Source organism: Gimesia aquarii, from assembly GCF_007748175.1.
Taxonomy (GTDB): Bacteria; Planctomycetota; Planctomycetia; order Planctomycetales; family Planctomycetaceae; genus Gimesia; species Gimesia aquarii_A.
In genome coordinates this window covers 6,024,260-6,047,727 of the sequence record NZ_CP037422.1, presented here as the reverse complement: position 1 = coordinate 6,047,727, position 23,468 = coordinate 6,024,260, and the positions used below count along the sequence as shown (strand labels likewise).

Sequence of the window (23,468 nt, the reverse complement as noted above, 5' to 3'; positions counted from 1 at the left end):
TTGCCAAGCCGAGCTTGGACTGACCTTGCCAAATATTTACAAGGACACTTCCATTTCGTAGTCAAAACAGTCAAAAAGTCTGAATGTAGACAAAGGCAATCAAAATCGCTGTCAAACTGAGTCTTCAGCTTAACCGCAGCAAAATATTGCTATCGCGTCGCTAGTTAGTAAGGCTCGCACCTCCAGCGGCGAGCATGCGGCCGGCACCTGCCGGGCGAGTAGTTGATTGCTGAGGGAAATATACCTCCTCAGTTTTTTATTGCAAGAGCAGTTTCGGTTTATTTTATAATTCGCCGGTGTTAAGTCCCCTGTCTTATTTGATCTAGAACTTTGTCGTTGTTTGCTTTCAAGTGAGAGAGAATTTTTTGATGTAATTTCTCTTTCATTTTAACTGTTTTCGAATCTTCTGAATCAATCAGATTCGTGGTCTCTTCCGGGTCTTGAGTCAGGTTGTAGAGTTCATCTCTGGCGGGATTCAAGAAGTCACGGACCAGCTTCCATTCCGGGGTGCGGAACATACGCATGTGCGTCTTTGACTGATGTTTGGTGCTATACTCTGCATAGAATCCGTTGTCCCAGTCATTCACATTTCGATTTTTTAACAACGGGACAATACTCCTGCCACGGAGTGTTAACTGATCTGGTTTGGCAACGTGGGCCATTTCTAATATCGTTGGAAACCAATCCAGGTTGGAAACCGTTTGTTTGACTAGCTGATTATGTTGCGTGACTCCCGGCCAAAGGACTGCGGTTGGGACTTTGATCGAATGATCGTACATATTCGGGCGTTGTCCTGCGGGAATATTTTTGGTTGCCTTCGGTTTCGTGTTGAGGACCCAATGACCATTTCCTTTATGCCAGATCCCATTATGTCCCATGTTATAACCATGATCGCTGGAGAAAATGATAATCGTGTTGTGGTGCAAATTTTGTGTTTTTAATGCTTCAAGCAGGCGACCAACGTTGCGGTCCACACTGGCGACGCTTGCCAGATATTCACGCGTCATTGTTTTGACTCGTTTTACGTTGAGGTCAGGATAGTCTGGATTCGGAATTTGTGGATCAAGATTTTCGAAGGGTTGCCAGTCTTCAGCGGCAACTGGCAGCCAGCGTGCATGCGGGGCGCGAAAATGCAGCGAAAGCAGGAAGGGGATCCCCTGCTCCTGTCCGATAAACCGGATGGCATCATCGACAAGAATGTCTGGAAGTAATCCTTTGAGTTTGGTTTCTTTGCCGTTCACCTCAAGTTTCGGATCTTTGGGAACATTTCCTCCTCCACGAAATCCCATAAAATAGTCATACCCGAATTTTGTCGGATGCTGTTTGTCAAGCAAACCCAGATGCCATTTTCCAATGAGTCCGGTACGATAGCCTGATTCTTTCAGCAGGTGCATCCAGGTTGTGATTTTTGGATTGAGCCCATGCTTGGGTTCGACACGAGGGTTGATCCAATCGGTGATGCCAACTTCACTGCCATACCGACTTGTAATCAAGCTGGCACGTGAAGGGCTACAGACCGGTGTTGTCGTAAAGGAATTAATCAGATAGGCACCCTCTTGAAAAATTTGATCGATGTGTGGGGTGTGTGCGTGAGGATGACCGGAACGTCCCAAAGCCCAGGGAGCCTGATCATCTGTAAAAATGAAAAGGATATTCGGTTGTGTGGCTGCATCGACTACGTTGCTGGACAAACTTAAAATGGCCAATAGCAATAGAAAAGGTTTCAGAGAGTTCCACATGTGATTTACCTTACTTATTTCCAGATTAATGACAATTCGTGGACACCAGCTTGTCATGTACGAACAGGGCCGTCAAGTGTGATCTTGATAGACCATTTTTCCAATGAATACGAATTCAGGTGTTCTTTTTTGCATTCTGTCGCCCAAGAAAATACAATAGTGACTGATATATCGCTCGTTCATCTTATTTCTTACTAATGGGATTTCTGCAGATGGTCAAACGTCAAAGTCCGATTGCGCAACTCAATCACAGACGAGGTGGGATTGTGTTGTCTGGTTTTTGTGTTTTGTTTTTGACGCCAGTCGTTTTTGCTGCAGAAACCAATTCTGAACAACCGATTGTTGCCAAGCGTCCTGCGATCGGTACATCAACCTCCTCTCAGGAAATGACTGCCGAGCAAATTGCTGAATACGCAAAAGAATCCGTAGCCGCTGTCTCTTTTGCTGGACGAGATGGAAAACAGGCTGGACTGGGGACCGGTTTTGTGATTGCAGCAGAGGGGCTTATCGCTACGAATTTGCACGTGATTGGAGAAGCGCGGCCGATCTCCGTTCAATTTTTAAACGGGAAACAATACGACGTGAAAGAGGTTTATGCCACTGATCGTCAGATGGATCTGGCTGTGTTGAAAATAGAGGCCAAGGATCTGACCCCACTTCCTTTAGCAGAACCCGATTCCTTAAAACAGGGGGCCGCAGTCGTGGCACTCGGTAATCCACAAGGGCTTCGTTACAGTGTTGTGAAAGGTGTGAATTCAGGGACGAGGGAAATTGAGGGAAAGCCAATGATCCAACTGGCGATTCCTATCGAACCGGGCAATAGCGGAGGTCCCGTCCTGGACTCTTTAGGCCGTGTTCAGGGTATTGTTACGTTGAAATCAGCGGTGACTCGAAACTTAGGGTATGCCGTCAATATCAGTGCGCTCAAAGTGCTGTTAGAGAAACCAAATCCTGTTCCCATCAATCGTTGGTTAACCATTGGGACATTGGATGAACAGCATTGGAAGCCTTTGTTTGGTTCGCGTTGGCGACAGCGAGCGGGGCGCATTATGGTTGATGGTTTTGGCACTGGATTAGGTAGCCGCTCGTTATGTGTTTCACAGGAAGACTTACCAGAACTGCCTTATGAAATTGCAGTCGAAGTAAAGCTGGATGATGAATCGGGAGCGGCTGGTCTCATTTTTTATTCCGATGAAAAAACGAAGCATTATGGATTTTATCCGAGTAATAAAAATTTACGAATCAGTCGTTTTGATGGTGCAGATGTCTTCTCCTGGCATGTTCTCGAAGAAAAAAAGAGTCCTTTCTATCGTCAGGGAGAATGGAACCATCTAAAAGTCAGGCTTGAGGCAGATCGTACATTATGTTTCATCAATGATCAGCAGGTATTTGAAATCAAAGACAGACAGTATCAAACTGGAAAAGTCGGCCTTGCGAAATTTCGGAATACGATTGCGACATTTCGAGGATTTCAAGTCGCATCTCGGATTGAACCGTATCGCCCTTCTAAAGAGACGGCACAAAAAATTCTGGATCTGACGGAGGACCTCAGAGTTGATCGTCCCCCTTTGGATGAACTCATCGAAAAGGTTGTGAAAGCGACAGATGAAACACGTGCACAACAAGCACTGCAGGAGAGGGCCCGGTTGCTCAAAAGGCAGGCAGAACGTCTGCAGCAGTTAGCGCAGTCCATCCATGAACGCGTCGTACGAAATGAACTCGCAAAACTGTTTGTTGGAAAAAAAGAAGCAGACATCGATTTATTATCGGCTGCCTTGTTGGTGGCCCGACTGGATAATTCTGAAGTGGAACTCAAGTCATATCTCAATCAGGTGGCAGGCATGGTGGCAGAGGTGCAAAACTCGTTGCCTGAGAATGCAAATCAACAGATCAAGCTCGATGCACTGAACCGGTATCTGTTCCTCGAAACTGGTTTTCATGGCAGCCGTACCAATTATTATAACAAATCCAACAGTTATATTAATGAGACAATCGATGACCGTGAAGGACTTCCCATCACTCTGGCAATTCTCTATATGGAAATGGGGCGGCGGTTGGGGGTCAATATTGAAGGGGTTGGGCTTCCCGGTCATTTTGTCGTACGTGTCGATTCTCAAGAAGAGAAAACGCAATTAATTGATGTGTTCGAAGGGGGCAAAATCCTGAGTGATGAAGCTGCCAAAATCATGATTCTAAATGCAAACCAGGGTCAATTTGATGCTGCGTTTCTGAAAGCTCAGACCAAAAAAGACATTATTAAACGTATGCTGAGAAATTTGTTAAATCTTGCCCGAGATCGTGAAGATATTCCTTCCATGCTACGCTATGTCGAAACGATGATCGCCATCGATGACGACCTGCTTCAGGAACGCTGGTTGCGCGCCGTTTTGCGGTACCAGACGGGACGGATCACGGAAGCGATTATGGATGCCGATTACCTATTAGAAAAATCACCTGAAGGGTTTGATTTACGCCGTATCCATGAATTCAGAAACTTTTTAACAACAGTGAAGCAACCTGAATAATTGGCTCCAAACAAAATTGATTGAGAACGGGGAGTATTAACGTGCGCTTGATGAAATATTTTTTTTATGTTTTCATATTAACGGGGTTTGTGACTATGATGTCAGGAACTCACCTTTACCGTGCTCCCGGGGTGACAAGTCTGACAAATTCTCAAGTCAAATACAAAGTGGCTGATCAGCACTATGTCGTTTTAAAACGCGGGCCGAACACGGCGATTGTCGTTGATAATGCAGCTGTGGATATAAAAGAACTACCGGGGCATCGTGCCGGCTATAACGGTCTGGCTCTCCTGAAACATCGAGACCAAAGCGATAATCTCTTTGTCCCCTCATTAGCAGGATTGAATTTTGAACATATTCATGATGGAACTCCTACACTCAAAGAGAAATTCGAACCGCGTAAATTCCCGATGCAGTTGCGAATCATTTCAGATGATACGGTGGAACTTTATCAGGCTCCGACTCCAAATTGGAAACTGGAGAGCTGTGGACGCTATCAGATTTTGGAAGATGGTACGATCGAATATACGTTTGAATGTATTCCGCATGCGGATCGATTCAAGAATGGTTATATCGGCTTGTTTTGGGCCAGCTATATACAAGCACCGGAAGATCGCAGAATTAACTTTTATGGAAAATCAATAGCGAATTTAGCTAAAAGGGAAACTTTGATTACTGCCAGAACTCCCTCACATGGTGTCAACAGCACTCACCCACCGTTGAATGTGTTGTTTTATCCCAATTTCGCTCCCGATTTTCCCCTCACTCTCGTGAATCACCCTTCTGACTATGTGTATTCCCAACCCTGGTACTATGGTATTCGTGGGAAATATTCTTATACTCAGATTTTTCGTGATCGTGATCATATCTGGTTTGCTCAGTCTCCGACAGGAGGGGGGCGACTCAATCCAGCCTGGGATTTCCAATGGTTTATTCCCAATTACGAAGTTGGTAAAGCCTATGGATTTATCATACGGGCGCATTATGCTCCCTGGACAGATCACGAATCATTACAAAAATCAGTCAGGAAACATTTATCTGCCTTGGCACAAGAATAAGCCGGTCACAAGACGATTAGTGCAGTTTTGATTCAAGCATAGATTGAAATCACGATGAGAAAAATAGGCTCGCTCGAATCAGGGCAGCAGGCAAATTTGTTTAGAGATTATTTGCTAACAAAGGGAATTGATGTCACTGTTGAGTCAGCCTCCGATCAATGGACTGTTTGGGTATACGATGAAGATCATGTGGAACAGTCTAAATCAGAATTAGATGAATTCTTAGAGAACTCTTCAGCTGAAAAATATCAGGGAGTTTCTCAGCAGGCGGATTCAATTCGTGAAGAAAAAATCAAAAAAGTGCGCGAGAACCAGAGTCGTCAAGTCGACGTTCGCGAAACCTGGAATCGTCCCTTTACGAGCCGTTGTCCTGTGACTTCATTGCTAATTGGTATCAGTGTGGTTGTGTTTCTTTTCATGCAGTCCGATGAATCTAAGACTCAAGTCAGGCAGGCATTGAGTATTTGTTCCTTTCAAGTTTCAGGCGATATGATCAGATATGACAAACGCCTGGTTGACGTCCGGGAAGGTGAGGTCTGGCGATTGGTAACACCAATCTTCATTCACTTCTCGATCATGCATATTGTGTTCAACTGCATCATGACTTACCAGTTGGGAGGTGCTATTGAGGCCAATCGAGGGAGCGGTCGGCTACTATTATTAGTGTTATTAACGGCAATTCCTTCTAATCTGGCACAGTTTTATTGGAGCGGTCCCAGTTTTGGAGGTCTCTCGGGGGTTGTGTATGGAATGTTTGGGTATATGTGGATGAAAAGTAAATTTGATCCGCAATCGTATTTCTTTGTACCACCCAACATGGTTTTTATTCTGATCGGATGGTTTTTTCTCTGCATGACTGGGTTTGTTGGACCGGTTGCAAATATGGCACATGGATTTGGATTGGGGACCGGCATGGCAATCGGTGTTGCAACGACATTTTTAAAACAAGCTGGTAAATCAAGATGATCTCCATGATTTCTAATAGTCGGAGATTGTTGGCATTCCTGGATTTGCCTATAATTCCCAAACTGGACATTAAACACAGTTGAGTTAAGGACAAACAATATTGCTTACCCTCTCAAGTGGAGCGAGATTTCGAATGATGAATCGTCAAAAATGGAGTTTAACTGCAGGGGTATTTTTAGTAATGAGCTTTGCATCAAATTCATTTCTTTCAGCTGCCAAGTCCCCTGCTCCTCCTGAAAAAGTGCGAACGGTAGAAGGCATTACCGAATACTCTCTGGAAAACGGGATGAAAGTGTTGCTCTTTCCAGATCCTTCCAGTCCCAAGGTCACGGTGAATCTGACTCTCTTAGTCGGTTCGCGACATGAAGGATATGGGGAAACGGGTATGGCTCACCTGCTGGAGCATATGCTATTCAAAGGGACTCCCACACATAAAAATATTCCCAAAGAATTACAGGCGCGTGGTGCCCAATTCAATGGTACCACCTGGTTTGACCGAACCAACTATTACGAAACGTTGCCTGCCAGTGAGGATAATCTCGAGTTTGCTTTAAAGATGGAAGCAGACCGTATGATGAATAGTTATGTGAAAGCGGAAGATCTCGCTTCTGAAATGACGGTGGTACGAAACGAATTCGAGCGAGGTGAAAACAGCCCATCTCGGATGCTGATGCAAAAAGTGATGGGATCCGCCTTTGAATGGCATAATTATGGAAAGTCTACGATTGGTAACCGGGCAGACATCGAACGTGTTCCCATTGATCGCTTGAAAAAGTTTTACAAGAAATACTACCAGCCTGATAATGCGGTTTTAATTGTCGCTGGTAAGTTTGATCAGACAGAAGCTCTGAAGCTAATCAATCAATATTTTGGTACGATTCCGCGCCCTGAGCGAAAATTGGATTCGACTTATACTGAAGAGCCTCCTCAGGAAGGTGAGCGGGTTGTCACTCTGCGGCGTGTGGGAGAAGTTCCTGTTGTCGGCGTAGTCTATCATATCCCTGCTGCTGCTCACAAAGATATGGCTGCCCTCGATGTACTGGAATCTGCGCTCACAAGTGATCCATCGGGCGTACTCTATCAGGCTTTGGTGAAGACCAAAAAAGCGTCCAGCGTTTCAGGGTCAATCTTCGCGTTGCATGACCCGGGTGTTTTACGATTAATCGTCGAAGTCGTTAAAGGGAATGATCCACAAGTGATTCTGGGTATTATGTTTGACACTCTTCAGACTGTCATTGACAAAGGAATTTCTCCTGACGATGTGACTCGTGCCAAAGAGAAGCTGTTAAAACAATACGAACAGGCAGAAAATAACAGTTCCCGATTGGCAGTCGAGCTTTCTGAGTGGGTCGCAATGGGAGATTGGCGGCTTCGATTTCTTTATCGCGATGCATTAGAAAAAGTGACTCCCGCAGATGTGAAACGTGTAGCGGACCTCTATCTCAAAGAAAATAACCGCACAGTGGGGATCTTTGTCCCCGTTGATAAAAGTGAAAAAGTTTCCATTCCGCAAGTCAACGACATTGCGAAAATGATTGGTGACTATAAAGGGCGTGAAACGGTAGCGATGGGAGAAGACTTCGATGTTTCTCCTGAAAATATTGATAAACGGACAACCCTTAAAACGTTATCGTCAGGTGTTAAGGTCGCATTGCTTTCAAAGAAGACACGTGGAGAAGAAGTCAATTTGAAGATGACGTTGCGGTATGGCAACCTGGAAAACCTGAATGGAAAACGGCTCGCCTGTGAATTCCTACCCGTGGTGATGAAACGGGGGACGAAGAAGATGACTCGTCAGGAAATTGAGGATGCACTGAATAAATTACGTGCACAATTAAGTATTTCTGGTTCTCCCGGTCAAATAAATGCAAGCATAAAAACTCGCAGGGAAAATCTGGGTAAAGTCTTAGACATTCTGAAAGACATTTTACGTGAGCCCACTCTTCCAGAATCAGAACTGGAAGTTCTCAAAACTCAGCAAATCGCGATGCTTGAGAAACAAAAGACTGACCCGCAATCGCGGGCGATTCTGTCGGTCCGTCGACAGCTTCGACCTTACTCTGTTGAAGACCCTCGCTATGTACCTGACATTGACCAGGAGATTAAGCGAATTAAAGCATTAACGCAGAGTGACCTGCAATCACTTTATGAGAACTTTATTGGGGCATCCGTTGGTGAAATTGCCGTCGTTGGTGATTTTGCTGAAGATCAGACATTTTCACAACTCAATTCGATGTTGGAGAATTGGGAGTCCAAAGCGGCCTACAAGCATATTCCCGCTATGGCACATCAGATTCCTGGTAACTTCACAGAGATTATCATTCCGGACAAAGCGAATGCCTTTTATTTCGCAGGTCTGACATTTCCGATGAATACGTCCTCTCCCGATTATCCCGACCTCATCGTTGCAGGTTCGGTACTGGGGTCAAGCGGCCTCTCATCCCGTTTGGGTGATCGTGTTCGTCAGAAAGAAGGCCTGGCATATGGTGTCGGTGCATTCATTCACGCTGACTCGATTGATGAGCGAGGCTCGATTTCGATTTACGCCAGTTGTAATCCTGCAAACATGAATAAAGTAGAAGTGGCGATCAAAGAAGAGCTCAACCTTTTAAGCTCCAAGGGAATCACCAAGGAAGAGCTTGCCAATGCACAGAAAGGTTATCTGGAACAGCAGGAAGTCTCGCGAACCAACGATTCTTCATTGGCTTCGATTCTAACTGCGAATTTATTTGCCAAACGGGATATGAAATATTATTCCGAGTTGGAGGAAAAAATTAACGCTGTGACGGCTGAAGCAGCACAGCAGGCGTTTGCAAAATATATTCATCCTGAGAATCTAATCATTACTGTTTCGGGTAGTTTGACGGATTAGTGCTGCGAATTTCGGTTCTGATTGACGGAGTTAAGGAAGCTCGGTTCCTCTTAATGGAGTTAGTTTAAGCATTCGATGACAAAGAAGATTCGCATTCTTTTTGCAATTGGAAGCTTAGGAGGAGGTGGAGCCGAGCGTGTGCTGTTAGATCAATTGGCAAAACTCAATCGAGAGCGGTTTACCCCGCTCTTGTATCTTGTTGATCACACAGGTTCGCTTCTTAGTGAGCTTCCTGAAGATGTTCCCGTTTTTGCTTTCAACTTACGGAAGCCAGTTTCTCGGTGGAATTGGCCGGGGAGAATCCATCAACAGCTAGTGGCTGACCTGGTGGCAGTCATTCAAGAGCAGCAGATTGATCTGGTATTCGATCATACATTCCACATGACACTGATTGCAGGGCCTGCGACCGCACAGACAAAGTCAAACAGAATCTCATTAATTGTCTGTGATCCCGAAAATGATTTTATAAGTACAGAACGCCGTTTTCAGTTCTTCAAGAAACGGATTTTAAAGCGCGCTTATCAAACTGCACAGACTGTGGTTGCCGTTTCAGAAGGAGTAAGACAAGCAGCAATTACCTGTTACGATTTAGATCCTGAACTGGTTCAAACTCATTACAATCCCATTAATATCGAACGAATTAATCGGCTGTATCAACAGGGAACGCTTCAACTGGATTCAGAAAAATTTCATATCGTAAGCTGTGGGAGGCTTCATCACCAGAAAGGAATTTCGTATTTGATCGACGCGGCTGCGAAGCTGGTTTATGATCGGGGTTTGACTAATTTAAGGTTTCATATTCTGGGGGAAGGTCCCTGTCGCGAAGCATTACTGGAACAGATCAAACAAAAGCGTTTGAGTGACCATGTTGTCTTGGAAGGTTATCAAAGCAATCCCTTTCAATTTTATCGTGAAGCACAACTGTTTTGTTTGCCTTCATTGTATGAAGGGTTCGGTTTGGTATTGGCAGAAGCGATGGTTTGTCGGATTCCCGTTGTTTCAACTGATTCTCCTAGTGGTCCTGCGGAGATTCTGGGGAATGGAGAGTATGGCCGGCTCGTTCAGCCAGGCGATGTCGAGGCTCTGGTAGAATCTATTTTTGATGCGGTTTCACATTATGATGTCTGGCAGGCGTTGGTCCCGGCTGCTCGCGAACGTATTGAGAATATGTTTGGTTATGATTCGGCGATAAAGAAATTAGAAACGCTGTTTGAAAGTGTGTGTGATGACTAAGGTGAGTTTTCTTCATTTAGCGGTGTCAGAAAGATCCAGTCCATGATGCAGGTACGATTTTCACGCAATAGTTCTCTCCGATCATTGAGATCGTAGTCTTTTAATTCTGCGATTGAGTATGTTCGCGCTTTTTCGAGGTCATCTATGCTCTTGATAATGGTGATCTCATGAGTATCAGCAAATTGCTGTTTGATTTTATTTGAAATATTTAGATCAATAAAATCGTGGAGTTCAACTAGCAAGTCACATTTTTTTAAATGTGCAATCACTCGATCAGAAAAGAGTTCTGCTTCATATCCTTCGCAGTCACAGATAATGAGTCCTCTGCTTGAAATGGGAATGGACAATAAGGTTTCCGGGCTGCAAAAGTCACTGATCTCAATTCTTTGTTCACAGTGATTCAATTGGGCCAATCGTAAGCAATGCTCTTGTGCCAGCTGTTTGACGTCGTAAGCGTATATTCTGGCTTCCGGGAATTTTAATGTGAAACCAACTGCGTAATATCCTTCAGCGCAACCGACATTGATAATTTCCGAATAGGAACGGTCACTGATTATACTAATGGTAGTATGCAGTTCAGACTCGTAAGAACCAATCAATTTGGGAAAGAGATTGCCGCAAACAGGATTGATTTCCGCATAAGTGATGTCCTTGAAAGTCCCACGGGTGATTGTTGAGCTTGGATATTTTAGTCCTGCAAAAGGGCCGCGTTTTACAATGAAGTCCGGACAAAAACGTTCTATTGCTTCCACTTCAATAGGGATCCCCTTCAAGCGTACTGTTTGAGTGTGATGTTCCCATTCGATAAATCGAGCCAGTTGCAGAAAAGTTGCATTGAGGATTTTCCAGATGAGATCGAATTTTACACAGTAAGAAACTGCTTTTTTTAAAGTTGATTTGAAGCTCATGTTACTGATTTCTAAATGAACTCGTTAGAATCAGTGGATTTCTAATTCTGTTCAATGCTTGATTCTCAATCCAGAACTGGTTACCTTGGTTTCTCGGAATTGACCTTTTCTTTTAATTTAACATAGCCAATAAATATTGGTATAGCAAGAGTTTGCAATGACAGACGAACAAGCAAATTCACGGATTGAACAAGACCGCCAGTTAATTCTGGATGCGAAGCAAAAAGGCGTTGGTGCCAAGCTCAAAGCTTATACCATCCTCTCTGGACCAGGTTGGTTGCAAAGTGCGATTACACTCGGCAGTGGTTCTCTGGCGGGGGGCTTGTATCTTGGCATTTTGTCTGGTTATCACCTGATGTGGTTACAACCACTGGCGATGATCATGGGCGTGATTATGCTAAGCGCAATTGGTTATGTTGCTTTATCGACTAAAGAACGTCCGTTCGCTGCGATTAACAATCACATCAGCCCTGTTCTGGGTTGGGGTTGGGCAATCGCCACCTTGATGGCGAACTTAGTCTGGTGTATGCCACAGTTTGCGTTAGGTTCTGCTGCGTTACAGCAAAATCTGGCACCCGAGATTTTTGCCGACAATGATACTGGAAAAATGCTCGCTGTCGCTGTGCTATTTGTACTTTCAGGCATTGTGATTTGGTTTTATGATTCTGGCGGATGGGGAATCAAGTTATTTGAGGTAATTCTAAAAATTATGGTCGGTATTGTCGTCCTCTGTTTCATAGGTGTTGTGTTGAAAATGAGTTTCGCCACAGATGATCTGGAGTGGAGAAAAATTTTGGCAGGTTATATTCCTAATTTCAGCCTGTTAACAAACCCTTCTCCTGAATTTGCTGACGTACTTTCACAAGCTGGAACTTATGCCGAATATTGGAAAAAACTGATTATTGGCGATCAACAAAAAGTGATGATTACAGCGGCTGCAACTGCGGTTGGCATTAATATGACGTTTTTGCTTCCCTACTCCATGCGTGCCAAAGGTTGGGACAAAGATTTCCGCGGGTTGGCCGCATTTGATTTGTCGACAGGTTTGTTTATTCCATTCTTGCTGGCGACCAGCTGTGTTGTGATTGCAGCAGCCTCGCAGTTTCATGCTAAGCCGGCTGCCGGATTATTGGGCGAGAAAAATGCAGAAGGTCAGATCGTTCAGGCAGATCCAGGTCTATTGAAAAAGTATCACAAACTATTAGATGAAAGACTGGAAAAAGAACTGTCACCTGAAGTTTGGAATCAATTAAAAGAGGATCCGTCGGCGTTACAGCAGAAACGATCTGAAATTCCTCTCGCTGAGCGAACCTTGGCAGCCATGCTGATCAAACGGGATGTGTTTCAGTTAGCAGCAGCTCTTGCCCCTTTGGCAGGTAAAACGGCCTCTCAGTTAATTTTTGGTTTAGGAGTTGTGGCAATGGCCATTTCGACGATTATCATTTTGATGCTAATCAATGGATTCGTCTTTTGTGAAATGCTGGGAGTTGAATCCAAGGGAACACTCCATCGTGTTGGCTGCTATATGCCCGCAATTACAGGAGCCGTTGGTTCTTTTTTCTGGACGGGTGATGCCAGAGCCTGGTTAGCAGTGCCCACATCCATGTTTGGATTTGTTTTATTGCCGATCGCGTATGCTACATTCTTTTTTATGATGAATTCCCCTCAAATTTTGGGTGAGCATCTTCCCCAGGGAGGTAAACGAATTGGCTGGAACTTGGCGATGGGGATCTCAACACTGTTAGCGGCACTTGGATCTCTCTGGAGTATCAAGTCCTCTGACTATCCCATTGCTGGATTCTGTGCATTTGGAGCGTTCATTGGATTGGCAATTCTTGTCCACTTTATACGGAAGCCTTCATTAAGTACCTCGACTGTCCAAGATACTTAATGCTACCGTTTCCACTATTTGAGGTTTTGATCCTGAAAAGCAGGATTATTGTAATTGGATGCGGTTTTCTGAGTCTGAATCAATTTGTTTACTGAAGAAAATTCTTGAGGGACGAATTCTTAAGCGTTGCGCCCAGAATCGCGTCAGTACAGCCAGAGTTCCCAGCCCGTATTTAACACAGCGTCGGAAGTTGATGCTCGAGGCTTCGGGAAAGTAGCGGACTGGTACGGGAATGTCACCAATGCGGAAGTTAAAGTGAACCGCTTGTGCTAAAAACTGACTGTCAAACACAAAGTCGTCTGAGTTATGTTCAAAGGGAATTGTTTCCAGGACCTCTTTCCGGTAAGCACGAAATCCGCTATGAAAATCACCTACATTTTGACCAAGTGCCACATTCTCTGTAATAGTCAAAAGACGATTGGCAAGATATTTCCAGGCCGGCATGCCACCTGCAAGCGCTTCTCGCCGTGTACGAATTCGTGAGCCAAGCACCACATCGCAAATCCCTAATTTCAAAAGCTGAATGGCGACACCAACCACACGACTGTCATATTGGTAGTCGGGATGAAGCATGACGACATACTCGGCGCCATGCTCAAGTGCATATTGGTAGCAGGTTTTCTGGTTTCCACCGTAGCCACGATTTTCTTTATGTTTGATGACTGTTAAGCCATGACTCAAAGCGAGTTCAACCGTGTTGTCGGTACTACCATCATCAACAAGGATGATTTCGTCTACGATACCTGTAGGAAGATCTGTTAATGTTTTGCTCAAGGTGGAAGCTGCATTAAATGCGGGCATAACGATGATTGTTTTACCTTGTGGAATGCAATTTCGCTCAATTTCTTCAAGCAGTGGCTCCATACTTCGGATTTGTGTCATCACCTCGGCACAGTCAGGAGCAACAGCAGGTTCTAATTGTTTAATACTTGGACTCATTAATGAAGTGTGTATTGGCATGATAATCTCCCTCGCTGTTGCAACTCAAAGACTCGATCTAATGGCAATAGGCGCACATTATCATTGAAATCTAGCTTATAGATTTGGTGATGGATTATCTGATTCGAACAGCAAAGCTTATAAACGAGGTACCAATGGATACTTGGTTCTGTTGAATCGATTGTGCCGGTTATCAGGTTTTCTACCCTGGTTGATGTTTCAATTAATCATCATTTTTCCTGAAATTTCGACAGTGAACTGAGTGAGACCTATGTTAAAGGTAACCAGGGAGATGTTCTATTAATCCCTGTCGTGAACGGGATTATAAATATGGTGAAACAAGTACAACAAGAACCTCCCTGGCAACTATTTCAGGCAATGAAAAGCCAGAAAGTGCCCATCTTTTCTTTGGCATTCGTTGTTTTGATTTGTTTTGGCATGGCAACCAGTTTTGATTTTGTAAACTGGGATGACCCCTGGTATGTCATTCACAATCCCCTCGCAAAGAGTTGGCATCCTGAAAATTTACAAAAGATCGCAACTCAGGTTGTCACCCGAAATTATGCCCCATTAACCATCTTTTCGTTTTTGATTGATCATAGTCTCTATGGACTTTGGGCCGGTGGGTATCATCTCACGAATATTTTATTGCATGTCATCAACACTATTCTCGTTTTTCTATTGGTCACTCGTTTTACCCGAAATCGTTTCATTGGCTGGGCGACTGCTGCCGCATTTGCGATTCACCCCGTCCAGGTGGAGACTGTCGTCTGGATTTCGTCCCGTAAAGGATTACTTTCGGGGGCTTTTATACTGGCTTCACTTTGGTATTGGCTTAGAAAGCAGAGAACTCTGGAGCAGAATACTTGTGGATTTATTTTCTTTATTTGTGCGTTGCTTTCAAAAGCATTAGCAGTTGTGGTACCTGCGATCGTATTCTGTTATGACTTCCTGGTGGCGAAAGTGCCATTTCGCGAAGCTGTTAAACGACAGATTTTTCCGGGCTGTTGTGCCCTTTTATTGCTGATGATCACCATGTTGGCTCAAACTAGCGAACTCGGTGGAGTGCGCGATCACTTTGGTATGAGCAAAGTCGAACTTCTCGGTGTTGATACTGTGATCATGTCAAAATATGTGCAAATGTTATTATGGCCTGAAACGAGATCTGTCCTTTATGATCCACCTGTATCGGGAATCGGCTGGGAAATTATGATCTCACTATTTTGCTGGCTGGTTGCTGCTTGGGTGTTTGTTCGAATGGGGAAACATCAGCCATTAATTCCATTTGCAGGTGTTACTTTTCTCTTACTTCTGTTACCTGTTCTCAATTTATTTCCCATTACGACGTTGATGAATGATCGTTATTTATACCTGCCCTGTATTCCTTTCTTTGCTCTCGTTTTTAGTGCCATTATGAATTTATTGGAGAAAATGCGACTACAGGTAATTGTACCTTTGCGAAATGGGAAACCGGTTTCTGGTTATCTGGTTCCTGCAGTTTTTGGTGGATTGGTATTGCCATTGCTTACCAGGTACAACCTGCAGACTGAACAATATCTCTCTGTCTGGAAAGATGGCCTCTCATTGTGGCAATATACTGCACAGCAAGTACCTCAAATACCGGTTGTCCAGATCCAGTTAGCTAATAGCTATCACAACCAGGGGCAACATGCAGAGGCGATTGCGATTATCAAACGGGCAATTGAGAGTACAACACCTGATGAACTGGACCGCCAGAGAATGGAACAAAAGCTTCAGGAATGGGAGCGGCTTAGATAATGGTCAAACAACAATAATTCTACATGAAGCATTACGTGAATACCCCTCTTTCACTGGTTGGGCCTGGTCAGATTTCGAAATTCTGAACGAAATCAGACTCAGTTTTCTCTGCCCCACAAAAAAAATATGCCGTTGTTTTTTGTCATCATCGTTCTAATTGTTTGATTAGATAGACCTTACGGCCGCTTTAATGTTTCTTTTGAAAGACCTTTGTTTTTTCAAAAAAATCTTTTGGTTCACTGCTTGACTGTTATTTCCTGTGACCTACTTTTGAGTGTTGACACTTTGATCTGTAACTCAACGGGCCAATCAGTGAGAACAAATTGAGTGACATCATTTCGGAATTAGTTTTTCGATAAATTGTAATTTATGAATAGTCCAATACCATTTCTGCAGTTCAGTTTTTGAGTGTAGAGATTTTGCTCTTCAAAAGAGGGGGCATATTGGGATGCTTCACCTGAGGATGTGACTCAGAGAAGCAATTGTTTCGGGTGAGTTGTGAGAAATCTCATATTTCTCATAACTTAGTTGTTTAGTGTCGGTGAATGTGGTTCATGAATCGACTCCAATTGGAAAGAAAGAGAGCAACAACAATGAAGAATCTGACAAAGAGCATCAAGAATTTCCTGGTTTCAGAAGATGGTCCTACAGCTGTTGAATACGCTGTGATGCTTGCTCTGATTGTGATTGTTTGTTTAACAGCAATTCAGGCTGTCGGAACAAACGCTAACGCGAAGTTCGAACAAGTTCGTGATGCGTTGACCTAATAGCAGTCAATCGTATTACAACGCGAGTACGAGTGAATCGCTCAGTCGAACTTTTCGGCTGAGCGTTTTATTGCGTATCAGATTCTCAAAACGCGAATCTTTGTTTTCAAACAATTTGATTTAGTGAATAACAAAAAAATAAGTCTTTAACCCGAGGAGAAAGCAGCATGTTTCCTTACTTCATAGATCCCCAGGTGGGAGCGGTTATGGAGTTAATCCTGCTGATCGTTCCAGTAATTGTTTGGTTCACCTCCCTTCTGATGTGCAGCCGTTGCTAACTGGTCGGGACAAGGAGACGACAGTATTGCTGGCAACCGGTGTGCTTTAATCTGGTTGTGAAAAAACAGCAATATTTTTCAAGATAATCACCTCACCGCTCTGCCTGTGACCTAAATTAATAATAAGAATACAAAAGTTAAATGACCAATATCAGGGGATTTGAGCGCTTTCATCAAGTGGCAACAGTCCTGATTTGTGAATTTGAATGACATAAACATCCCCAACGAAATACGAAAAAAGTATTTCAATAAGACTAATAAGAAAGGCCATATTGATGGATTGGCAACAGTTACTTCTAGAGAATTGGCACGTAAAATTTGTATCCATCGTTTTGATCTATGCAGCTTACATTGATGGAAAAGAACTTCGAGTTCCAAACTGGATCACATATCCAATGGTGCTTTCTGGTTTGGTCTATATGACTTGGACGGGTGGATTGGCCGGTCTTGGTTGGGGATTACTCGGGATGCTTGTTGGTCTGGCTACCCTACTTCCTTTATACAGCGTTGGAGGAATGGGAGCTGGTGACGTTAAATTGATGGCAGGTATAGGAGCCTGGTTAGGTGTGAAAATCACATTCTATGCATTTTGTGTCACAACAATTGTAGGGGCAATCATGGCCATTGCTATGGTGCTCTATCGCAAGAAATTTTATACGCACTTGGCACAGGCCATGGTGATTCTCGACGAATGGCGTTCTGTTAAAAATCCACGTGAATTATCACGAATTGCAAAAGAGCGAAAGCCGACGATGTTTCTCCTTCCCTACGGAATTCCAATTTGCATTGGTTCAATTGCTTACTTCTTTTATGCCGGCTTACTTTAAAGTTGGCATTTAGATCAGGTATCAAAAGTTAAAATAGATAGTTTGTGTTGAGTGTGTGTTTTGGGTGAAAGCCTTCGGGCAAGGCTACTTAACCAGGATTATTATTTCAAACGATAAAATCGTTATAAATTGAAGCAAGTACTCTCGAAGTGCCGATATTGAGAATGATGACAGAGTTTTCTTTCTGTTAACCTGTGAAAGCAGGATCAAATCAAGTTTGACACTTCAGAAATAGACACGAATCAGTATCGAGTCTGTTCTAGTTACGGGAGTCACTTGATTTGTTTCTCTTTGATGGGTGACAGACATGAAAATAAAGTCATTGATGATGTTGGTCGTCGCAGTCGGTTGTGGATTGGTTGCGATGTTAGGTGTAAGACAGGTGCTCAATCGAGATGATCAGAAGCAAGAAGTTGAGACTGCAAATGTTTTGGTGACAATTGCTGAAATTGCTCCTGGTACTCCTTTGAATGAGTCGAATGTAAAGTTTAAGTCATGGCCAATTGATCAGATACCAGAAGGCTCTGTTACAAAATTGGAGGATTATAAAGATCGTTCCATCAAAACCCGAGCGGTTCCTGGTGAAATCGTGATGAAGGCAAAGCTCAGTGAGCAGGGAGCGCGTGGAGCATCTGTAGAAATTCCAGTTGGAAAACGAGTTTTTACAACATCGGTTGATATGACCAAAACACACAGTGGTTTAATACTTCCAGGTGACTTTGTTGATGTTTATGTAACTTTTTCAGCGCGTAAACCAGAGGGAGGCTTAACCACAATTACGAAAGTGATTCTGGAACGTGTCAAGATCTTCGCAACGGATCATCTTACTGATGTTGGTGGAGCTGATAGCAATCAAGTAAAGTCAAAAAATATTTCGATATTACTGTCACCCAAAGAAGGTGCGATCCTGAAAATGGCTGAGCGGAAAGGGGAAGTTCATCTCGCATTGAGAGCACAATCTGACACGTCGGATACAGAGGATATTCAGTTTAATGAAGATGATTTAGCCGAAGTATTTTCGATTGAAGGTGGTGAGTACACGGATCCAAACGAAACAAAAGGTGATACAAACGAAGAAGACTCTTCAAAAGAACTGGCACAAAAATCTGACAAAACAACTTCAGCCAAACAGTTTTTAGACGAAGAGCAACAACCACAGGAGATGACATCTGTGGGGGCAGAAGTCGAGGCAGAGTTAGAAGAAGCCAAAAAAATGTGGCAAGTCGAAATCTTTTCAGGAGAACAAAAAACAATTCAAGAAGTTGAACTTCTGGAAGAAGAACTGGAAGATAAAACCGCAGCTTTGAAAGGCTTGTGGGAAGTATTTACTAAGAAACAAAATGAAAAAATAAATTAGTTTGATTATTCCCAGCCTTTTGATCAGATACAGGGGATAATGATTTCTGGGCCAAGTAAAGAGTATCCCGATTGGGAATTGGATTATTTCAAAGAGTGATTCGAAGTCTGGGTTTCACCTGGTTTAGATGGCTCAACTGTTTAAAAAGTAAGGGGCACGGATGCTGGCCTTAAAAAAACAATTAAGAATGATTAGACTACCTTTAATTGTATTATTGGTATGTGGTGTTACCACTGTAAAGGGATACTCGCAGAAAGAACAAACCGCGGTTCCCGGAGCAAGCGAACCAATTGTTCAAGTCACTGCCCCCAAAATGAAGCTGGAGATTACAGAGAAATTCTCCAAGATTCTTAAGTTTCCAGGCAAAATCAAACGCGTCGACGGATTTGATCCGACTGTGCTGGGGGTGACTGCTTTAACTCCGAATGAAATTCGGGTTCAAGCCATCATACCGGGGGTTACAACTCTGGTCATCACTGATGAAAACAAAAAAGTCTTTTCTGTTGAGACTTTTGTCAGTGGAGACGCTCGGCATTTACAGGCCTATCTCCGTGAACTGTTTCCCAGTTCTTCTGTCACTGCGATCAAAGTACAAGACTCTGTTGTTTTGCGTGGCTGGGTTACCGAACCAGAGGCCATTACTGAGATGGTCGAAATCGCAGAACAGTTCTTTCCCAATGGTGTGTTGAACCAGATGAAACTGGCTGGAGTACAGCAGGTTTTGCTCAAAGTCAAGATAATGGAAGTCCAACGCTCGAAGATACGACAGTTGGGTGTGAACTGGTTATTTTTAAACCAATCGTCCTATGTTTATAGTACGCCTGGCTCTCTTGTTCCAATTACAGGAATTACAGTTCCCTTTGGTGGCCCCCCTGCACTGACTGCTTCACAGAATTTGCTCAGTGGAACTTCACTGGGGTTTGGACTGGTAGACAGCTCAAGCATCTTCCAGGCGTTTATTGAAGCATTAAAACAGGAAGCATTACTTAAGATTCTGGCGGAACCTGAATTAGTAACGACCAGTGGTCGTCCCGCTAACTTACTTTCTGGTGGTGAATTTCCAATTCTGGTACCACAAAGTTTGGGTACTGTCACGATTGAGTGGCGCGAGTTTGGTGTTCGAATGGAGGCGGTTCCCATTGTTCTCGGCAACGGTCGTTTACGATTGGAAGTACAGCCGGAAGTCAGTGAACGAGACTTTTCTAATGCGGTTCAGGTCGCTGGAACAACAGTACCTGGTTTAACAGTTCGCAGAGCGAATACAGCAGTGGAAATGAATTTCGGGGAAACGATGGTGATTGCCGGGTTAATTTCCAGTCGAAGAACAGCTGAAACTTCGAAGACTCCTTTTTTGGGTGAGCTTCCTGTGATAGGAGCAGCCTTCCGCAGAGTGAGATATAATGAAGGCGAGACGGAGTTGGTCATTATGGTAACACCGGAGTTGGTCTCGCCACTAAAATCGGGACAGGTGCCTCCGGGAGGTCCTGGTTTATTTACAGCGACACCCACGGATCGAGAGCTGTACCTGGATGGAGTGCTTGAAGTACCAAATTATGGTGATGATTGTCCTGAATGCCGTTATTCTGTGCCTGGACCAATCAGTCCTGAATCAATGATGTATTCTTCAGACCATGTATTACCTCCTGCATCTGCTTCACAAGTACCACCTGTACCGGCAGCACCTTCGGTTCAATCTGAAGTGATTAAGAAATCAACTCTGTCACCAGAAAATATTAAAAATTTACAGCAACAACAAAAATTGAAACGAGCTGCACCGAAAGCTCCTGCCAGTTCAAAGGTACCAACTCTTAATAACTCATCAGCTGGTAAATGGAAAGCAAAGCAAAATACATCAAATTCGAATCCGAAAAAAGCTCCCAGCAGCTTGAGCAGTCCGCCTTCCAATAAGCGTCCTGGTTTAATCGGTCCCGGAAGTAAATAGGAACTATTATAAAAGTATGATCTGACTCGATAACCGTAAAAGTTACTTATGAGTACGTAACCTTAAGAATAAGTGATCATGAAATGAGTGGAGTTGTTCGATTATCCATAATCGATCCTAACGAGACAACACGCAATGAGCTGAAAAATATGCTGATTGGCGTTGATATGGTTTGGCTTGAAGCAGAGTGTAGCCGTTACGAATTTTTTTCGGATGTTGTTTCACAGACTCAGCCAGACATTGCTTTGATATCGTTGGATGCGAATCCTGAGATGGCACTCAATCTCATTGCTCAAGTCACGCGAGATTTACCATCTTGTAATGTCATCGTGGTGAGTAGTTCGCAAGAAGGCAGCTTGATCTTAAAGGCAATGCGTAATGGTGCCAAAGAATTTTTAGGTTTCCCTTTGGTCTTGGAAGATTTTCTCTCTGCCCTCAATCGGATACAGCTTACCTCTGGGAAATCCGAGGGTGAGCAGAGTGCGCCCCGCTCAAGTCAAGTGATCACGGTAGCGGGAGTGAGTGGAGGTGTTGGCTGTACATCTCTTGCCATCAACCTGGCCTGTTGTCTGGCAAGCAATGAGAGAAATAGCGTGGCGGTAATCGATCTTGATTTAGCATTGGGTGATACTGATGTCTGGTTGGATATTATTCCCGATTACACCATTCAGGATGTTGCTGAAAATATTGCCAGGCTGGATTATTCATTATTGAAGCGATCTTTAACTAAACATGATTGCGGTGCATTTTTATTGCCTCGACCAGTACAAATGGATCAGTCGATGCAAATCACCACCGAAGTGTTAAAGCGTATTATTGCACTTTTAAGAGCCACGTTTACGCATCTGGTGATCGATATCAGCAAATCATATAACAGCCTTGATATGGCAGCGATGGAACTCTCTGATACGGTCTTATTGACGGCTCAGTTGGATTTGCCATGCTTGCGAAATGTGGTGCGTTTGTCACAATTTTTTGATATGAACGAACATCTTTCAGACAAAATCAAAGTTGTAATGAATCGTTTGGGATTGGAAGACACACAAATCAGTATCGGTAAAGCGCTGGAAACCATTGGTCGTGATATCTTTTGTCAGATACCAAATGATTACGCCACAATGGTTGAATCAAGAAACAATGGGGTTCCTCTTGCCTTACAGTCGCCCAAAGCGAAGTTGACCAGGACGATTATGGATTTAGCAGTTAGTATTGGAGGCGATGTTTCTGCTGTTGATGAAGACTCAACAGCGAAAAAGAAAAAAAGTCTCTTTGGTTTTTTAAATAACTCAAAATAGAAACTGTGAGTCAGTAACCTAAAGAATTAAGCATCCAAATCAAGCTGTGTACCGAGTTCTCCCTCAGCATCTGGGGCTCTTACAGAATGATTTTCTTCAGATTTGGAGTCCTGAGACTTAGTCTGCTCCTCTTCGCCATCAAATCCGAATGGCATACGACCATCGGCATCACGGTCGCCTGATTTGTCGGCATTACCAACGTCCTGTAGTTGATGTTCGGTCATCGCTTTCTTGTCGATAGACATGTTTTGTTGAGCAGCTTCTGCTTTCTGCTTATCTACATTCGCCTCGCTTTTCTGTGCGCCAGCAAAAGAACTTTGTAAATTAGACGCACTCGGGTTGATCGAACTCATAATGACTGATCCTTTAACCACGTTTTGCAAGCTACCAAGATCAGGCTGCACATCAGAGGATGCGATTTGCATATCGCCACTAAAGCATAATTTTCAACGATGCCTCAAAAATGTCAAGAGGGATTTGATTGTGACCAAGGAGTCAGTGCCCCGCCTTCCATGAATTTAGCAATAGATGGGCTTGTCCTTGATGATGGGCCTCATGCCAGCAAATGACTTGCAATGCCAGACGATTTGTCCAGCCTCGCTCTTTAAGTCCTTCCGGAATTTGGTCTAAATCTGATTCATGAATTGTTAAGAGTGTTTCAAGCAAATTTTGACGTGATTTGGCAAGAATATCTCGTATTTCATTCATAGAGGGAATGTTCTGATCAGCAACACTCCCCTTTTGAAATTGAGGGAACCAGGACGACAAATGAGATGTCGTTTTTCTTAGACGGTTCGTTGCAAATAATTCTTCTGTAATAGCAATATGCATTATCTGCCAGGCGATATGTGCTCTTTGGGGGCCTGGCTGGTATATCAAAGCACTAAGTGGATCGTCTAATTGTGATATTTCTTCCAATAATTTTAATGTCATATTTCGATTAAATTCTAAAAGTTGCTGTATTGTAGCAATGTAATCACTCATTTTACTTGTTTACCTTAAAGTTCTAACTGAATTTGACAGTTGTAAATTTCTCAGTTTGATTGTATATCTCACAGTCTACATCAGAAAAGTGCTTAGCTATAATAGTGT

General features: G+C 43.5%; 17 protein-coding genes. 12 read left to right on the top strand and 5 right to left on the bottom strand.

Going from position 1 to position 23,468, the window contains the following annotated elements; genetic code table 11:
* Positions 1–299: 299 nt before the first annotated feature.
* Positions 300–1,739, bottom strand: a complete 1,440-nt coding sequence (locus tag V202x_RS22905) for a sulfatase (protein WP_197993052.1) — start codon at positions 1,737–1,739, stop codon at positions 300–302.
* 212 nt (positions 1,740–1,951) lie between these two features.
* Between V202x_RS22905 and V202x_RS22900 the strand changes: the two genes are divergently transcribed.
* The 5 genes from V202x_RS22900 (at position 1,952) to V202x_RS22880 (ending at position 10,393) form a co-directional block, all read left to right on the top strand.
* Complete coding sequence (locus V202x_RS22900; protein WP_197993051.1) at positions 1,952–4,264, top strand: tetratricopeptide repeat protein; 2,313 nt, start codon at positions 1,952–1,954, stop codon at positions 4,262–4,264.
* Positions 4,265–4,359: 95 nt separating this feature from the next.
* Positions 4,360–5,322, top strand: a complete 963-nt coding sequence (locus V202x_RS22895; protein WP_145179149.1) for a hypothetical protein — start codon at positions 4,360–4,362, stop codon at positions 5,320–5,322.
* 54 nt (positions 5,323–5,376) lie between these two features.
* Positions 5,377–6,288, top strand: a complete 912-nt coding sequence (locus V202x_RS22890) for a rhomboid family intramembrane serine protease (RefSeq protein ID WP_145179148.1) — start codon at positions 5,377–5,379, stop codon at positions 6,286–6,288.
* A gap of 133 nt (positions 6,289–6,421) precedes the next feature.
* Positions 6,422–9,160 (top strand): M16 family metallopeptidase, encoded by a 2,739-nt coding sequence (locus V202x_RS22885; protein ID WP_232098647.1) that lies wholly within the window; start codon positions 6,422–6,424, stop codon positions 9,158–9,160.
* 75 nt (positions 9,161–9,235) lie between these two features.
* Complete coding sequence (locus V202x_RS22880; RefSeq protein ID WP_145179147.1) at positions 9,236–10,393, top strand: glycosyltransferase; 1,158 nt, start codon at positions 9,236–9,238, stop codon at positions 10,391–10,393.
* Here V202x_RS22880 and V202x_RS22875 read toward each other — a convergent pair.
* Positions 10,390–11,301, bottom strand: a complete 912-nt coding sequence (locus tag V202x_RS22875) for a hypothetical protein (RefSeq protein WP_145179146.1) — start codon at positions 11,299–11,301, stop codon at positions 10,390–10,392. The two genes, V202x_RS22880 and V202x_RS22875, sit on opposite strands and share 4 nt — an antisense overlap.
* Before the next feature lie 157 nt (positions 11,302–11,458).
* Between V202x_RS22875 and V202x_RS22870 the strand changes: the two genes are divergently transcribed.
* Positions 11,459–13,192, top strand: coding sequence for a divalent metal cation transporter (locus V202x_RS22870; protein WP_145179145.1), 1,734 nt, complete (start codon positions 11,459–11,461; stop codon positions 13,190–13,192).
* Positions 13,193–13,237: 45 nt separating this feature from the next.
* On the opposite strand, the gene V202x_RS22865 is transcribed toward V202x_RS22870, so the two are convergent.
* The gene (locus V202x_RS22865; protein WP_232098645.1) at positions 13,238–14,152 is read right to left on the bottom strand and encodes a glycosyltransferase family 2 protein; all 915 of its coding nucleotides are present in this window, start codon (positions 14,150–14,152) and stop codon (positions 13,238–13,240) included.
* A 309-nt stretch (positions 14,153–14,461) separates the two neighbouring features.
* On the opposite strand from V202x_RS22865, the gene V202x_RS22860 reads away from it, so the two are divergent.
* The 6 genes from V202x_RS22860 (at position 14,462) to V202x_RS22835 (ending at position 22,376) form a co-directional block, all read left to right on the top strand.
* Positions 14,462–15,910: a hypothetical protein gene (locus tag V202x_RS22860; RefSeq protein WP_145179144.1), complete on the top strand. Its 1,449-nt coding sequence runs from the start codon at positions 14,462–14,464 to the stop codon at positions 15,908–15,910.
* Positions 15,911–16,503: 593 nt separating this feature from the next.
* A complete protein-coding gene (locus tag V202x_RS22855; RefSeq protein WP_144985973.1) occupies positions 16,504–16,677 on the top strand; it encodes a Flp family type IVb pilin in 174 nt (57 codons plus the stop codon).
* 553 nt (positions 16,678–17,230) lie between these two features.
* Complete coding sequence (locus V202x_RS22850; RefSeq protein WP_145179143.1) at positions 17,231–17,782, top strand: prepilin peptidase; 552 nt, start codon at positions 17,231–17,233, stop codon at positions 17,780–17,782.
* 307 nt (positions 17,783–18,089) lie between these two features.
* Positions 18,090–19,139, top strand: a complete 1,050-nt coding sequence (cpaB, locus tag V202x_RS22845; RefSeq protein WP_145179142.1) for a Flp pilus assembly protein CpaB — start codon at positions 18,090–18,092, stop codon at positions 19,137–19,139.
* Positions 19,140–19,299: 160 nt separating this feature from the next.
* Positions 19,300–21,081 (top strand): type II and III secretion system protein family protein, encoded by a 1,782-nt coding sequence (locus V202x_RS22840; protein WP_145179141.1) that lies wholly within the window; start codon positions 19,300–19,302, stop codon positions 21,079–21,081.
* Positions 21,082–21,164: 83 nt separating this feature from the next.
* Entirely contained in the window at positions 21,165–22,376 is a 1,212-nt protein-coding gene (locus V202x_RS22835) for a CpaE family protein (RefSeq protein ID WP_145179140.1), read from the top strand.
* 26 nt (positions 22,377–22,402) lie between these two features.
* On the opposite strand, the gene V202x_RS22830 is transcribed toward V202x_RS22835, so the two are convergent.
* Together V202x_RS22830 and V202x_RS22825 are read right to left on the bottom strand one after the other, a co-directional pair.
* A complete protein-coding gene (locus tag V202x_RS22830; RefSeq protein WP_145179139.1) occupies positions 22,403–22,729 on the bottom strand; it encodes a hypothetical protein in 327 nt (108 codons plus the stop codon).
* A 142-nt stretch (positions 22,730–22,871) separates the two neighbouring features.
* A complete protein-coding gene (locus V202x_RS22825; RefSeq protein ID WP_145179138.1) occupies positions 22,872–23,360 on the bottom strand; it encodes a DinB family protein in 489 nt (162 codons plus the stop codon).
* Between the last annotated feature and the right edge of the window lie 108 nt (positions 23,361–23,468).